At 70.3% G+C, this 15,062-nt stretch carries 15 protein-coding genes; 10 read left to right on the top strand and 5 right to left on the bottom strand.

Annotated features, from left to right (window positions below):
- Positions 1-95: 95 nt before the first annotated feature.
- Positions 96-1,934 (top strand): glycoside hydrolase family 15 protein, encoded by a 1,839-nt coding sequence (locus tag ACIRQ7_RS07245; protein WP_404260611.1) that lies wholly within the window; start codon positions 96-98, stop codon positions 1,932-1,934.
- Between the two features lie 66 nt (positions 1,935-2,000).
- Here ACIRQ7_RS07245 and ACIRQ7_RS07240 read toward each other — a convergent pair whose 3' ends face one another.
- From ACIRQ7_RS07240 to ACIRQ7_RS07230, 3 genes are read right to left on the bottom strand one after another with little or no spacing between them, the layout of a single operon-like run.
- Positions 2,001-3,056, bottom strand: coding sequence for a cytochrome d ubiquinol oxidase subunit II (locus ACIRQ7_RS07240; RefSeq protein WP_404260610.1), 1,056 nt, complete (start codon positions 3,054-3,056; stop codon positions 2,001-2,003).
- Complete coding sequence (locus tag ACIRQ7_RS07235; protein WP_404260608.1) at positions 3,053-4,534, bottom strand: cytochrome ubiquinol oxidase subunit I; 1,482 nt, start codon at positions 4,532-4,534, stop codon at positions 3,053-3,055. Before ACIRQ7_RS07235 ends, ACIRQ7_RS07240 begins: the two co-directional genes overlap by 4 nt.
- A 37-nt stretch (positions 4,535-4,571) precedes the next feature.
- The gene (locus ACIRQ7_RS07230) at positions 4,572-5,366 is read right to left on the bottom strand and encodes an SDR family oxidoreductase (protein ID WP_404261330.1); all 795 of its coding nucleotides are present in this window, start codon (positions 5,364-5,366) and stop codon (positions 4,572-4,574) included.
- A 552-nt stretch (positions 5,367-5,918) separates the two neighbouring features.
- On the opposite strand from ACIRQ7_RS07230, the gene ACIRQ7_RS07225 reads away from it, so the two are divergent.
- Positions 5,919-6,089: a hydrophobic protein gene (locus tag ACIRQ7_RS07225; RefSeq protein WP_404260607.1), complete on the top strand. Its 171-nt coding sequence runs from the start codon at positions 5,919-5,921 to the stop codon at positions 6,087-6,089.
- A gap of 259 nt (positions 6,090-6,348) precedes the next feature.
- Positions 6,349-7,230: a SigB/SigF/SigG family RNA polymerase sigma factor gene (locus tag ACIRQ7_RS07220; protein ID WP_404260606.1), complete on the top strand. Its 882-nt coding sequence runs from the start codon at positions 6,349-6,351 to the stop codon at positions 7,228-7,230.
- 209 nt (positions 7,231-7,439) lie between these two features.
- On the opposite strand, the gene ACIRQ7_RS07215 is transcribed toward ACIRQ7_RS07220, so the two are convergent.
- Entirely contained in the window at positions 7,440-7,946 is a 507-nt protein-coding gene (locus ACIRQ7_RS07215; protein WP_404260604.1) for a MarR family winged helix-turn-helix transcriptional regulator, read from the bottom strand.
- A 79-nt stretch (positions 7,947-8,025) separates the two neighbouring features.
- On the opposite strand from ACIRQ7_RS07215, the gene ACIRQ7_RS07210 reads away from it, so the two are divergent.
- The 7 genes from ACIRQ7_RS07210 (at position 8,026) to ACIRQ7_RS07180 (ending at position 14,238) form a co-directional block, all read left to right on the top strand.
- Positions 8,026-9,198, top strand: coding sequence for a PP2C family protein-serine/threonine phosphatase (locus ACIRQ7_RS07210; RefSeq protein ID WP_404260602.1), 1,173 nt, complete (start codon positions 8,026-8,028; stop codon positions 9,196-9,198).
- Positions 9,199-9,649: 451 nt separating this feature from the next.
- Positions 9,650-10,525 carry an STAS domain-containing protein gene (locus ACIRQ7_RS07205; RefSeq protein ID WP_404260600.1) on the top strand — a complete coding sequence of 292 codons (876 nt, stop codon included), beginning with the start codon at positions 9,650-9,652 and terminating at the stop codon, positions 10,523-10,525.
- Positions 10,522-10,938: an STAS domain-containing protein gene (locus ACIRQ7_RS07200; protein ID WP_404260598.1), complete on the top strand. Its 417-nt coding sequence runs from the start codon at positions 10,522-10,524 to the stop codon at positions 10,936-10,938. The genes ACIRQ7_RS07205 and ACIRQ7_RS07200 overlap by 4 nt, the downstream gene beginning before the upstream one ends.
- A gap of 70 nt (positions 10,939-11,008) precedes the next feature.
- Positions 11,009-11,398: an ATP-binding protein gene (locus ACIRQ7_RS07195; RefSeq protein WP_404260596.1), complete on the top strand. Its 390-nt coding sequence runs from the start codon at positions 11,009-11,011 to the stop codon at positions 11,396-11,398.
- Positions 11,395-12,408 carry a SpoIIE family protein phosphatase gene (locus ACIRQ7_RS07190; RefSeq protein WP_404260594.1) on the top strand — a complete coding sequence of 338 codons (1,014 nt, stop codon included), beginning with the start codon at positions 11,395-11,397 and terminating at the stop codon, positions 12,406-12,408. Before ACIRQ7_RS07195 ends, ACIRQ7_RS07190 begins: the two co-directional genes overlap by 4 nt.
- Entirely contained in the window at positions 12,405-13,715 is a 1,311-nt protein-coding gene (locus ACIRQ7_RS07185; protein ID WP_404260592.1) for a PP2C family protein-serine/threonine phosphatase, read from the top strand. The genes ACIRQ7_RS07190 and ACIRQ7_RS07185 overlap by 4 nt, the downstream gene beginning before the upstream one ends.
- A gap of 112 nt (positions 13,716-13,827) precedes the next feature.
- Positions 13,828-14,238, top strand: coding sequence for an ATP-binding protein (locus ACIRQ7_RS07180; protein ID WP_404260590.1), 411 nt, complete (start codon positions 13,828-13,830; stop codon positions 14,236-14,238).
- 330 nt (positions 14,239-14,568) lie between these two features.
- Here ACIRQ7_RS07180 and ACIRQ7_RS07175 read toward each other — a convergent pair whose 3' ends face one another.
- Positions 14,569-14,925, bottom strand: coding sequence for an STAS domain-containing protein (locus ACIRQ7_RS07175; protein WP_404260589.1), 357 nt, complete (start codon positions 14,923-14,925; stop codon positions 14,569-14,571).
- Positions 14,926-15,062 lie beyond the last annotated feature (137 nt).

Here is a 15,062-nt window from a genome sequence, read left to right as displayed (position 1 = left end):
CTGAGCGGCCCGGGAGCGGGCCCGGCTGCCGGCCGGGAGGCACTCCGGAAGAACCGTGCTTAAGCTGATGGAGTGGCGCCGAAAGGGGCTGTTCCATGGGCTACCCGCTGATCGAGAATCACGGACTGATCGGTGATCTGCAGACTGCGGCGCTGGTGACCATGGACGGAACGATCGACTGGTTCTGCTGCCCGCGGTTCGACTCCCCCAGCGTGTTCGGCGCACTCCTCGACCAGGAGAAGGGGGGCCATTTCACGGTCAGGCCGGAGAGCGGGACGTACGCCACGAAGCAGCTGTACCTGCCGGACACCGCGATTCTCGTGACCCGGTTCATGACCCCGTCCGGCGCCGGCGAAGTGGTCGACTTCATGCCGGTCACCGGCGGCACGGCCACGGACCGTCACCGCCTGGTCCGGATGTTCAGGTGCGTACGCGGCAGCATGACCTTCGAGATCGATATCGCGCCGCGGTTCGACTACGGTCGTAAACCGCACACCCTGCACCTCACCGACCGTGGAGCGGTGTTCGCCTCCGAGGACCTGTCACTGACCCTGCACGTGGTGCGGGAACCGGAGGACGAGAGGCTGCTGAACTCGCTCTCCGGCGATCACGATCTGCACCTCTCGATCACGCTGAAGGCCGGACAGCAGCGCGGCATGGTCATGGAGTCGGCAGCCGACGGCCCTCCGCGCGATATCCGCCTCGCCGCGTTCCAGGAGTTCTTCGACGACACCATGGGGTACTGGCGGACGTGGCTCGGCCAGTCCCGTTACTCGGGGCGGTGGCGTGAGACGGTGGAGCGCTCCGCCGTGACGCTGAAGCTGATGACGTACGCACCCAGCGGCGCCCTGGTGGCGGCCCCCACCGCGGGCCTGCCGGAGCAGTTGGGCGGCGAGCGCAATTGGGACTACCGCTTCACCTGGATCCGCGACGCCTCCTTCTCCGTGTACGCCCTGCTGGGGCTGGGCTTCACGGAGGAGGCGAGGGCTTTCACCGGCTGGCTGCGCGACCGGGTGCAGGAGAAGGCCGGCGGCGACGGGGGACCGTTGAACGTCATGTACCGGGTGGACGGTTCCTCCGATCTGTACGAGGAGACCCTGGACCACTGGGAGGGGTACGAGCGATCCGCCCCGGTGCGCATCGGCAACGGCGCGGCGGATCAGCTGCAACTCGACATCTACGGCGAGGCGTTGGACAGCATCTACTTCGCCCACGAGCACGGCATCCAGCTCGACACCCGGGGCTGGACCTCGTTGCGCACACTGCTCGACTGGCTCATCGACCACTGGGACCAGGCGGAGGAGGGGCTGTGGGAGACCCGCGGCGGGCGCCAGCACTTCACCTACGGCCGGGTGATGTCCTGGGTGGCCTTCGACCGTGCGCTGCGACTGGCGACCGCGCACGGCCGGCCTGCTCAGAGCGGTCGCTGGGCCGCGGAGCGCGACAAGCTCTACGAGCAGATCCTGACGAAGGGCTGGGACCCGGGACGCGGCGCCTTCGTCCAGCACTACGGCAGTGAGGTGCTCGACTCGTCGCTGCTGCGGATGCCGACGGTCGGCTTCATCACCCCGGACGACCCGATGTGGACGTCCACCCTGGAGGCCATGGACCAGGAGCTGGTCACCGACAGCCTGGTCTATCGCTACAACCCCGAGGCCTCGCCCGACGGCCTGCGCGGCTCCGAAGGGACCTTCTCCCTCTGCACCTTCATGTACGTCGACGCGCTGGCACGGGCCGGGCGGATCGATCAGGCCAGGCTGGTGCTGGAGAAGATGATGACGTACGCCAACCACCTGGGCCTGTACTCCGAGGAAATCGGCCTGACAGGGCGTCAACTGGGTAATTTTCCGCAGGCGTTCACCCACCTGGCGTTCATCGACGCGGCCCTCACGCTGGACGCCGCCCTGAACCGCGCCCGGACCGGCGGCAGATGACGTCCGGCCGGTGTCCCGCCGTCCGCCCGGTCCTCCGGAGCTGAAGAACGTGCCCGATCGGGCAGCTCAGTCGTCGTCGGTGGTGTCCTCCGGCGCGGGACGGCCGCGCTGCAGATCGGCGTCCGTGAGGGGCTCCAACTCGCCATGGGTGTCCAGCCAGTAGAGGAGGGCGACGGCCGGGCCGATCAGCAGCAACGCGACGAGGCTGACCCACGCCAGCCAGGTCAGCGTCGCGGGATCACCCGCGGCGTCCGCCACGGTCAGCGACGGGGGGATCAGGTACGGGCGCTGGGCGACTCCCCAGGCCACCACGGCCGCGGCGACGACACCGACGGCGCCCAAGCGGGCCCAACGAGCCCGGCCCCGCAGCAGGAGCAGTCCGGTGGCGATGAGGAACACCGCGGACACCAGGGCCAGGGCGAGTCCCGCACCGTGGGTGAGTCCGCGCCATACGTGCGGGGCGTCGCCGTGGGTGACGGCGAGCGTGACCGCGGCCAGCACCGCCACGACGACCAGCCCTCCGAGGGCGCGGCGCCGGAAGTAGGAGGCGAGGTCGGGCACGTCGAAGCGGACGGCGTCGGCCGTCAGGAACACCGCGCCGAGAAACGCGGTCGCTGCGACGGTGAGCAGCCCGAAGAGGAGAGAGGTGGGGTTCGACCAGGCGTCCGCCGAGGCATCGGTACCCGGCGTGACCCGCCCGGAAGCGATTCCGCCGACCGCCGTGCCGAGGAAGAACGGGGTGAGCAAGGAGGCGAGGGCGAACACGGCGCCGTAGATGCGCCGTCGGGCCAGACGGCGGGTGGGTTTGCGCAGCGCGAACCCGGCGCCGCGCAGGACCATGCCGAGTGCGGCCAGCGCCAGGGGCAGCCACATCGCGGTGAACAGGGTCTGGAACGCCACGGGGAACCCGGTCCACAGGATGACCAGGACGAAGACCAGCCAGACGTTGTTGACCTCCCATACCGGCGCCATGGCGTGGTCGATCAGCCATCTGGGCCGCTTGCCGCGCTCGGCTCCGCCGGCCGTCAGGTCCCAGAAGCCCGCCCCGTAGTCGGTGCCGCCTGCGCAGGCATAAGCGGCCACCGCGAGCAGCAGCACGAAGGCGATGACGCCGGCGCTCATGACCCACCGCCCCCGGGAGGCGCGGGGCCGCTGCCGCCGGAACCGCGGGCGTCACCGGCCGTGGCCGGGGGCCGCGGACCGTAGGGGGTGACCGCTTCCGGCGCCTCCACCGGTCGCCCGCCCGCCTGCGCATCGGCCAGGCGCCAGCGGGTGCGCATCTTCAGCAGGACGGCGAGGAACGATCCGAAGACGAGCACGTACATCACGATGACGAGGCCGAACATGGTCCACAGGGAGGTGGAGCGGGTCGAGGTGACCGCGTCGGCGACGCGCATGTTCTGGTAGACGATCCAGGGCTGGCGGCCCACCTCGGTGGTGATCCAGCCGCATTCGACGGCTACGAGGGAGGCGACGCCGGCGCAGGCGGAGCTGCGGAAGAACCACGTGGAGCGGGGCAGCCGGCGGTGGCGAAGCCAGACCAGGCCGTACCAGAGGGCGAGGAGCAGGAGCACGGAGCCGGCCCCGACCATGATGTCGAAGGTCCAGTGGATGATGGTTGACTGAGCGACGGTCGGCCGGTCGCTCGCCGGTACGGAGGTCAGCCCCGTCACCTTGGTGTCCGGGCGGAAGCCGGCCAGGATCGAGTCGAGCTGCGGGACCTTGATACCGCCCGAGATGGATCCGTCCGGGTGGAGGCGCCCGAACAGGTACTCCGGGACGTGGGTGTCCGTCTTCCAGACCATCTCCATCGCGGCGAACTTCACGGGCTGCTTCTGGAACACCGACCGCGCGATCGAGTCGCCCAGCACGAACTGCACCGGAGTGGCCACCGCGGCGATGGTGAACGGAACGGTGAAGCCCAGCCGGTGGTAGCGGTCCCGGCGGCCGCGCAGCCATCCGACGGCGTAGACGCCTGCCACGACGTAACCCGCCGTCACCAGCATCGCCACCACGAAGTGCCAGTACTGCGGCCCGAACATCGGGGTGAAGACGGCCTTCCGGACGTCCACGTCGACCGGGTTGCCCGCGGAGTCGAGCGAGAAGCCCTGCGGGGTGTTCATCCACGAGTTGGCGGCCAGAATGCCGAACGCCCCGAGCAGCGCGGCGGCCGGCAGCGGCAGCGCGAGCAGGAAGTGAGTGCGCGGCTTCAGCCTCCGCCAGCCGTACAGGTAGATGGCGATGAGCACCGCTTCGAGGAAGAACGCCCAGGCCTCGACGCCGAATCCGATGCCGAACACATCGCCCCACCTGCCCATCAGCCCCGGCCACAGCAGACCGAACTCGAAGGACAGGACGGTGCCGGTGACGACACCGATCGCGAACTGGACCGCCATCACGGCGGACCAGCGGCGCGCCAGCAGCAGGGCCGTGGCGTCGGCCCGGCGCAAGCCGCGGTGGTGCATCACGAGGGTGATGAGCGGCAGCGCCACTCCCATCGGCACCAGCAGGATGTGGGAGGCGAGGGTGAAGGCCATCAGAGACCTGGCCGGGAGCATCTGGGCCGGAGCGTCCGCCACCAGGTGGGCCATGAGGTGCATGCGTTCCCTTGCGGCTCGGGGGACGGGTCGGAGGAGGTCAGCCGCCGGTGGCGAAGCCGGGGAAGAGGGTCATACCGCCGTCCACGTAGAGCGTGGTGCCCACGACGTAATCCATCAGGTCGGAGGCGAGGGCGACGGCGGCGTGGGCGATGTCCTCGGGCTCCCCGATGCGCTCGTACGGGATCAGCCGCAGCAGGTCCTCCTGCGCCTCGGGGGTCTCCCAGGCGCTGTGGTTGATCGGCGTTTTGATGGCGCCCGGAGCGATCGCGTTCACCCGGATCTTCCGGGGCGCGAGTTCCTGGGCCAGGGTCGCCATCAGCATCTGCACACCGCCCTTGGACGAGGCGTAATTGACGTGCCCCGCCCAGGGGATGATCTGGTGGACGGAACTCATGCAGATGATTTTTCCCGCCGAGCGGGACACCTCCGGTACGACCCCGCGCCGCAGGAACTCCTTCGTCGCCTCACGGGCGCACAGGAACTGGCCCGTGAGGTTGACGTCCAGCACCTTCTGCCACTGGGCGAGGGTCATCTCGGCGAAGGGGGCGTCGCGCTGCAGTCCGGCGTTGGCGACCATGATGTCGATCGTCCCGAAGTCCTGGACCATCCGATCCAGCATGGCCACGACCTGGTCCTCCTGCGACACGTCCGCCTCGTACGCGGCCGCGCGCACGCCGAACGCCGTGATCTCCTCCACGACCTTTTCGGCCTCTTCCCGGCCGGCGACGTAGTTCACGACCACGTCGGCGCCGGCTCGGCCCAGCCCGATGGCCGTAGCCTTGCCGATTCCCGAGTTGGCGCCGGTGACCAGCGCCTTCTGGCCTCTGAGCAGCTGGGCGGGCACCACGCTGCGACGTGGATCCTCGGCGGGACCGGTGCTCACGACGGACTGCCTCCTCGACTCCCTGGCCCGGCCCGCCGGTCGGCGGCCCAGCAGGGTCCGAGGGTCACCGAAGCACCGACGCCGGGGGCGGGCGGCCCGCTCGCGCTGCTGTTGATCCACACGGCCGAGCATCATCGCCCGGTCGGACCAACGGCCTCCGCGGCCGGAGCATCCGGTCCACGAAGTCACCGACTCCCACGCCGGAGAGGGACGGCCTCCCAAGGGCGAGCGTGGAGAACCCCGCGCGGGCTTGTCGTTGACCCGGAAGACCTCGGGAGAATTGCCGCAGCGGACTCCCGCAAAAGGGCCGAAGGAAACAGGAAGGGTGTTTCCGGCTGCCGATAAGGATCAGCGCGCATCGTGAGCGCACGGGGGAATTCCCCGCACCGATCCGTCCGAAGAAGCAGGTGCGGATGCCCCCTCTTCACCGGAGAAAACAAGCCGGTTTTCCGGAGTGTGCGCGGTGGGCGGGGGCACACGGTTGCTCGGAGGTTGATAACCATGGTTCCCCTGTTGATTGTTCTGCTCCTCGCCCTGCTGCTCTTCGGTGCCGGTTTCGCGCTGAAGGCCCTGTGGATCGTCGCGGTGGTCGTGCTGGCCATCTGGCTGCTGGGCTTCGTGATGCGCTCTGCCGGAGCCGGTGGCAAGCGCGGCCGGTGGTATCGCTGGTAGCCGGCGCCGAACGGCGCGCGGCCATGCACGCACGGCGGGGGCGCGGCAACAGAAATGTTCGCCGCGCCCCCGCTTTCCTCTTGTTCCCCGCACCCGTTTGTCGGCCGGGAGTGCCGGATGACGACCGGCAGGAGCGAGGCCCGCCGGGGCACTCCACGGCACGCGCGCGCCGCGTCTCCCGAAAAGCCATGCGTGTCCCGGGTGGTTCTGGGCAGGAGACCTTGCGAGCAGGGTCCAACAAGGTGAGGGGAAGTCAGACATGGGCGTCAACAGCACCATGGCCGAGACCACACGGGGCACTCGGACCAGCGCCGAGCCCTGCCCGCCGCTCGCCCCCTCGGATGCGCTTCCCCGGATCGAGGACCCCGGGAGCATCGCCCCCGCCGACGCGCGGGAGATGACCCGGCTGTTCCTCCAGCGCCTGGAAACCCTGGAAGAGGGGACGCACGAGTACCAGTACGCGCGCAATGTCCTCATCGAGATGAACCTGTCGCTGGTACGGTTCGCGGCCCGCCGCTTCCGTAACCGCGGCGAGGAGATGGACGACCTCATGCAGGTCGGCACGATCGGCCTGATCAAGGCCATCGACCGCTACGACCTGTCCCGCGAGGTGGAGTTCACCACCCTCGCCATCCCGTACATCAGCGGTGAGATGAAGCGGTTCTTCCGTGACACCACCTGGGACGTGCGTGTCCCGCGGCGTCTTCAGGAGCTCCGGGTCGACCTCGCCCGCGCGAATGAGCACCTCGCCAACGAACTCGGCCGGGACCCGAAGGTCTGTGAACTGGCGGCACACCTGGACATCACCGAGGCAGAGGTGGTCGAAGGCCAGGTCGCGGCGAACGGCTACAACGCCTCCTCCATCGACGCCGGCATCAACGACGAGGGCAACGACACCGCTCTCGCGGACATGATCGGTGCATGCGACGAGGACATGAGCCTCTTCGAGGACCTCCATGCCCTCAAGCCGCTGCTCGACGAGCTCGAGGACCGGGACCGTCAGATCCTCGAAATGCGCTTCGGCCAAGAGCTGACCCAGGCCGAGATCGGTAAGACACTGGGCATCTCCCAGATGCATGTCTCCCGTCTGCTCTCCCGCTGCCTGACCCAGCTGCGCGCCGCGATGCTCACCACGGATTGATGCTCACGGCCCGGCAGGATCCGGTACGTCCCCGTGGCGGGTCCTGATCCGCCGGAGCCACCCCGCACGCTCGCCGGGCCGCCCGGTCGCCCGGCGAGCGGTGATCTTGCGATTTGATAGCGTCGCTGATGCGGCGGCGATCCGTTTGTCCCCGTCTGCGCAGAGTGTCCGGCGGGAATCCCGGGTCGAGAGGCTGAGCTCAGGTGACGCTATGCACTGTCCGCGACGCTGTCGTCGCCGGCAACGCCGCCCTCGTCGGCCGCGAGCCGGGCGGATGCCGCGTGAAAGGCCTCCAGCCCCGCAGCGAGCTTGGCGACATCGGAGGCTTCCATCCGCTCCAGGGTGGCGGTGACCTCCCGGCTCCGCGCCGCTCGGTACTCCTCCAGCAGCACCCTGCCGCGCAAGCTCAGCCGCAGCTCGACCTCACGCCGGCTCGTCGCACTGGGGCCCCGTTCGGCGAGACCCATCGCTTCCAGACGGTCGCAGAGCCTGCTGACCGCCGGCGGACGCGAGGCGAGCGCTTCGGCGAGCGTGCGCAGATTCGTGCCTTCCCGCTGCTCGATCACCAGGAGCGCGCGGAGCTGGGAAGGGGAGACCTCCGCCGAGCGCGCCGCCTCCTGCCCTCGCCCCCACAGGACCTCGAGCAACTCGGAGGCGGCAAGGGCCGCAGCGCTCGTCTGCTCGCGGGAAGGGGGGCGGGTGGTGAAACGGGACACATGAACACTCTGTCACCCCGGGCGGCGCGTTGTCAGACCGACCCTGCTCTTGGCCGCGCACGAAGGGCGTCAGGGAACCATGACTGAACCCCACGAGGTGGGAGCGGCGCTGCGCGCCTCACTCCCGCACGCTCTGCTGGACACCTTGCGTGCCCACCTCACCACCACCTACGGGGCCACCTCGGTGCGCCTGTTCCTCACGGACTACGGCGGCACGGTCCTGAGCCCGTTGGACTCCCCGGGGTACGGCGAGCGCTCGCTACCCATTGGCGGCAGCGCGGAAGGGCGTGCGCTGGGGAGCCAGGAGCGGCGCGAGCAGCAGGCACCGCGGGGTGAGGCCGTCGACCACCACCATCTCCCGGTGACGGTGCGCGGCGACCCGATCGGCGTCCTGACCGTCCGGCTTCCGGCCGACCGCTCCGCGCCGGTGGTCCTCGACGAGCTGCGCCAGGTGGCCGGCCAGCTGGGCCACGAGATCCTGGTGGCCGAGCGCGACACCGACGTCTACCAGCGGGCACGCCGCGTCAGCCGCCTCACCGTGGCGGCGGAGATGCAGTGGCAGCTGCTCCCCGCCCGCGCCTGCAGCGCCGCGCAATACGCCGTCGGCGCCCAGCTGGAGCCGGCCTACGCCGTGCACGGCGACAACTTCGACTGGGCCTCGGACGCCGACGAGCTGACCCTCACCGTCACCAACGGCATGGGGCAGGGCGTCGAGGCCTCGCTTCTCACCCACCTCGCCGTCAGCGCGTTGCGCAACGCCCGCCGCGCCGGCGTCAGCCTCGCCGACCAGGCGGCACTGGCCGATCAGGCGGTCTGGGACCACTACCGGGGCGCATCCCACGTCTCGACGCTGCTCCTGCGCGTCGAGCTGGCGACGGGTCGCACGGAGATCGTCGACGCGGGGTCGCCGCAGATGTGGCGGCTGCGGGGAAAGTCCGTCGAGCGCATCGATCTGGACAGACAGCTGCCGCTGGGCATGTTCGAGGAGTCCCACTACGCGGCGGAGAGCTTGGTGCTCGAACCGGGGGACCGGCTGCTGTTCGTGAGCGACGGCGTCTACGAGGCGCCCTCGCCGCGGGGCGGACAGTATGCCGAACGGGCGCTCGCGCGGGCGCTGCACGCCACGCGTCTGCTGCCCGCCGCCATGGTGCCGGGAGCTCTCCTGCGCGATGTGGCCGAATACCGTGATGCGGAGACGCTGGATGACGCCCTGGTGCTGTGTTGTGACTGGTTCGGTAATGATCTCCGTTAAGCCTGGACCGGTATGGGTCCGCGACCGGTGTCCTGGCCGGCCACGTCTCCGTGCGGCCGGTGCCCGGTTCCCGTGACCTGGGAGATGGCTCCGGCACCGCCCCGGTCCGTTGCCGCCGACCAGCCACGGGACGTTGCCCCCGGTCCGCACGGCGACATCGCCCACGGCGCCCTGCTCCGCGCCGAGCTCCCGCCGGCGGGCCGGACCGCCGGATCCGGGACGCAGGGTTTTCTACCCTGTCTCCGGCCATAAGTCACCGCAGCGATCCAGCCGTTCGGCCAATCCCTGCCCCGGCGGGTGAAGAGGGGGCCCGCGGGTGTCACGCCTTGATCGCGCTCGCTAACATTTGCCGGAAGGCAAGTATCGACGAGTGCGGGTCGGCCCGGCCGCACTGCCGGGGTGAGAGTCCCGAGGCGGTCACGCGGGTCGGCCGGACCGAAAGGACGAAGAGTTGGTTTCCGCTGAAGCTGCCGCACGCGAACGCGTCACGAGCGTACTGCGCGAAGAGGCCGATGAGATCTCGGACCGCTGGGTGCAGTTGCAGCTGGCGCAGCCCTCGCTGGACGGCGAGGTGACCGAGGCCGAACTGGGCGAGGAGGCCGACGCACTGGTCGGTGCCCTGCTCTCGGGGCTCGATCTCGGCCTTCCGGTCGACCGCGTGGTCACCTCGCACGAGGAGATGCACCGGACGGTGTCGGAGATCTCGCTGCGCCGTGCCCGCAGAGGAGTCTCACCCACCGCGACCTCCCTGGCGGTCCTCTCGCTCAAGGAAGCCCTGCTGGAGGCCGTCCAGCGGCGGACCCGTGACGGGGAGGATCTTTTCCGTAGCGCGGTCATGATCAACCGCCTTCTGGACAGCGCCGGTGCGCTCTCCTTCGAGACCTTCGTCGAGGGTCGCGAGGAGATCATCCGCCGCCAGAGCCAGCAGTTGCTGGAGGTGTCGACGCCGGTCGTCAGGCTGTGGCGCCAGGTCCTGGCGGTCCCGCTGATCGGCACCCTCGACACCGCACGCACCCAGGTGGTGATGGAAAATCTGCTCCAGGCCATCCAGGAGCACGAAGCGCTGGTCGCCATCATCGACATCACCGGCGTGCCCACCGTCGACACCGCCGTCGCCCAGCACCTGATGCACACCGTCAACGCGGTGCGTCTGATGGGCGCGGACTGTGTCATCAGCGGTATCCGGCCACCCATCGCGCAGACCATCGCGCAGCTCGGGATCGACTTGTCCACGATCCTGACCCGCGCCACCCTCGCCGACGCCCTCGGCGAAGCCGTGAAGCTCACCGACGCGGCGCCGGACATCGCCTCGCTGGAGCGGCGATGAACGTCCCGGCCTCGGGCGGCGTTCCGATTCTGCGGCTGGGGGACGTCCTCGTCACGGGCCTCCTCAATGAACTCGACGACAAGACCGCCGTGGCGTTCACCGAGGAACTCACCAGCCGGATCACCAGCGACGGTGCCCGCGGAGTGCTCATCGACATCTCGCGGTTGGAGATCGTCGACTCCTTCGTGGCGCGTACGTTGATGGAGCTGACCACCATGGCCCGGCTGCTGGGCGCCCGAGTGATCGTTGCCGGGATGCGGCCACCGGTCGCCATCACCCTGGTCGAGCTGGGACTCCAGCTCACCGGAGTGGAGACGGCACTCAACGCCGAACAAGGAATGGCTGCGATGGGGTGGCGTCAGAGCCCGCAGTCGTCCGGAGGGGGACGGGGTGCGTTCCGCCCGGAGCACTGACGACGCGGTGGCTCTCGCCGCCACTGCGGCCGATGACGCCGTTGACCGTGAGGGAAAGGGGGACAGGACCGTGCACCACGTGCGCACCGAAGAAGACCTGCTGACCGTCCGGCACGCGGTGCGAGCGGCCACCCTGCGCGCCGGATTCAGCATCGTCGACCAGACACGCGTGGTCACCGCCGCCAGCGAGCTGGCCCGCAACGCCTACATCCACGGCGGCGGAGGCACCGTGATCATCGATCATCTGACCCTGGGCGGAAACGCCGGGCTGCGTCTGACGGTCAACGACGACGGGCCCGGCATCGGCGACGTCGACGCGGCGCTGACCGACGGCTTCACCACCGGCGCGGGACTCGGCCACGGCCTGGGAGGTGCCCGGCGGCTGATGAACGACTTCGAGCTGCACACCTCGTCCGGGCAGGGCACGACCGTGATTGCCACACGATGGGCGGGGCGGTGACCCTTCCCGAGGCCTCGCCGACGGCACACATCGCCGTGGACCACTACAGCGCCGTTCATCTTGCCGCCGAGACCGCCCGCGCGGTCGCCGGTCGCTGCCGCCTGCCGGGGGCGCTCCCCGACCAGGCCGCCGTCATCGCCTCGGAACTGGCGAGCAATGTGGCCAAACACGCGACCAACGGGTCGCTGTTCGTCCAGCCGCTGCCCCTGGGCGGCGGGATGGAGATCGTCGCTGTGGATCACGGCCCCGGCATCGGTGAACTGCAGCAGTGTCTCGCCGATGGCTACACCACCAGCAACACCCTCGGTGCCGGGCTGGGCGCCGTGAAGCGGATAGCCACCGCCCTCACCATCCGTACGCAGCCAGGGGCCGGCACCCTCGTCTGCGCCCGCCTCACCGAGGCCGACGCCACCCCGCCGGCGGGCCAGGAGGTGGGCGCCGTCTGCCTGCCGGCCGACCGCGAGGAGACCAGCGGCGACGCCTGCGCCGTCGTCGATCACGGCACCGCCCGCACCGCGGTCGTCGTCGACGGCCTCGGCCACGGTCCGCATGCGGCCGAGGCCGCGCAGGCGGCAGTGCGGTCCTTCCACCGGGCGCCGGACCTTCCGCTGCCCGAACTGCTCACCGCCATCCACCGAGCGCTGCGCCGCACCCGGGGGGCGGCGGTGGGCCTGCTGCGCCTGCACCCCGGCCGCGCGGAGTACACCGGCATCGGCAATGTCCGCGTCCTGATGCTGACGCCGCTCGAGGTGGGCCACCGCCTGACCGGCCAACCCGGCATAGCCGGCTTGAACATGACAGCGCCGCAGGTGCGCGCCTTCCCTCTCCCGCCCGGTGCCACCGCGGTGCTGCACTCCGACGGCATCGATCAACGCTGGGCCCAGTCGCCCTCGCCCTTCGTGCACCGGCTGCCGCCGCACCTGCTCGCCGCTTCCCTCGCCCACAGCCACCGCCTCAGCCGCGACGACGCCACCGTGCTCGCCGCCCGACCCAGCCAGAGACTTCCGTGACCTCCCACACCTTCCACGACCTGCCGGGCCTGCGCCGCGCCGTCCGGGGAATCTGCGCGGCACACCGCCTTCCGTCCCACAACGGCGAACGACTGCTGCTGTCCGTGTCCCGGATGGCCACGGCCGCCCTCGACGGCGGCGGCCCCGTCCGCCTGGAGGCCGCCGAACACTCCGTGCCCGGCGAAAGGAAGCTGCTGGCGGTCACCCTGCACGCCGGACCGACCATGGCGGCGCTGAGCACGACCGACCTCCCGCTGCCGGGGCGGGCCACGCCCGACGGCACGGTTTCCTGGCACCTCCCCCTCGGCGAGGGGGAGGGTTCGCCGCAGGGCGCCGCGCTGCCCGCTCCGCAGAGCGCCGTGCCCGCCCAGGGCCCCCGCGAGGCCGGCGGCGCCGAGGCGTACGAGGCGGAGATCGCGGCGCTCGAAAGTGATCTCGGCGCCGCGCTCTCTCGGGTGGACACCCTCACCACCGAACTGCACCGGCTCAAGAACGAGCTCGCCGAGACCAACAGTGGCGTGCTCGCCCTCTACGTCCAGCTGGAGGAGAGGGACGAGCAACTGCGCCGGGCGCACGGCCAGATCCTGCGCGAGCTGGAGGATGCGCTACGGCCCCCGCCGATCACCGCCGAAGGCCTGGAATTCGCTGTTCACTACGCCCCGGCCGACACCGACGCCCCCACCGGAGGCGACTTCTACGACTGGCTCCTGCTGCCCGACGGCACGGTGCACATCACGGTCGTGGACGCGCTGGGCCACGGTGTGCGCAGTACCCGCAGCGCGCTCAATGTCACGCATGCGGTGCGCACCCTGGCCCTCGAAGGTCATCCCCTCGAATCCATCGTGGCCCGTACCCACGACATCCTCGCGCCGTTCGACCCGGAGCTGATGGCCACCGTCCTGCTTGCCCGTATTGACCCCGAGAGCGGCGTACTTCACCTGGCCAACGGCAGCCACCCGCCGGCGTTGGTCGTCCGCGCCGACGGGAAGACCGACTACCTGGAGGTCCGAGGGCGGGGCATCGGGTTTCCGCTTCCCGGGAGCGAGTCCGTGCGGGAGGACACGCTGCACGAGGGCGATCTCCTCGTGCTCTACACCGACGGGCTGACCGAGAGCCGGCGGGATCCGGTCGAAGGCGAGGCGCGCCTGGTCAAGAGCGCCTCCGCCCATGCCCGACGGCCGGTATGTGACATTCCCGGCGCCGTCGCGGAGGACATGCACACCGTCATCCTGCATCCGGACGACACACTCGCCCTGGCCGTCCGCAGGGTCGAGGATCCGCGGCGCACCTCGGTGTGGCAGCCTTGAGCGGCCCCTGTGGCGGCCGGATGAACGCGCCCCTTTTCCCGAGCGAATGTCTGGGTACACGTCCCAGGGACAGCAGCCGAGAACGGGGTCCCACGAGCGGGGGGAGAGAGCCTTGCGACACCAGCTTGCGATCAACGACCACCCGTCGCAGCCGGTCCAGCGTGTATGCCACCCGGATTCTGCGGCGGACGCCCGCGATGTCGTGAGCGACTTCGCCACCTCGCTCCGCCCTCCGCCAACGGAGCGGACCACCCAGAATCTGCTGCTGCTCGTGTCCGAGCTGGTGGCCAACGCCTTCCGGCACGCCGGCGCCGTCACGGCTGTGCACCTGCGCGCGGACCGCGAGCGCATCGAGATTCTCGTCGAGGACCCCAGCCCCCGGCATCCGCAGGAGCGCAGTCCCGACCTGTCCGGCAGCGGCGGCGGCTTCGGGTGGCCCATGGTGCGCAGTCTGGCCCTCGACGTCGTCGTCCTCCCGGGCCCCGGCGGCGGCAAGACGGTGCAGGCGATCCTGGCCCGCTGAGCGGTGGCCCTGCCGCCGTGGCGCGGCCGGCGGCGAGGCTGTGTGGTCCGGCCGGGTCGGGGAGTGCGGCGCGCCGTCCCGGTACCGGCAGAGCCTGCCCCGAAGGAAAGACCGGCGACGGGCCCAGCCTTGGCGGTCGCCGCCCCCGGTTGCGGAGGACGGTGACGGCTGGGGTCTGTCGTGTGGATCACGCCGGGCTCGCGGGGTCCGGTGCGCGGATCTGCTGCGTTGTCGTCAATCAGCAACGCTCCGGGTTGCCGCAATCCTCCGCCGTGCAGCTGCACGCACCGGACCCCGCTCCCTGATCCGGCGTGATCCACACGACAGACCCTAGGCGTCGACGGCCTTCGTCACGGACTCGTGGAGCGGCAGGACCGTATCCAGCCCGGTGAGGGTGAAGAGCCGCTCCAGAAAGACGGAGGGGGCCGCGAGGCGCAGCGCAGGGCCCAGGGCGGTGTGCGCCTGGAGCAGGACATTGACCGTGGTGGAGTCCGCGAACGTGACGCCGGACAGGTCGACGACGACCCGTGCCACGCCGTCCGCGGCCGCCCTCTGAAGGGTCGTGTCGAGCGGCGCGATGTTGTCGAGATCGAGGTGTCCCGTGATGGCGACCCTCAGAGCGTCCCGCTCGCGCCACGCGATGATCTCTGTCTCAATCGGTCGGCCTCCACTGGGCTGGGGCAGCACGGTGAACCTCGCTGTAGGGCTGACGGCTTGAGGAGGCACAGGTCCGGACGTTCCGGACGGTGCGCACGGCCAGGGTGGCCGGCTCGCCCCAGGATAGAAGTGACAGTTGTCGTTTGACAACATTCGCTATAGGACAA

Origin of the sequence: Streptomyces sp. NPDC101393 (assembly GCF_044767385.1) — a bacterium.
Taxonomy (GTDB): Bacteria; Actinomycetota; Actinomycetes; order Streptomycetales; family Streptomycetaceae; genus Streptomyces.
Note: the sequence above shows the minus strand (reverse complement) of the source record. Positions and strands in the feature narration are given on the sequence as shown.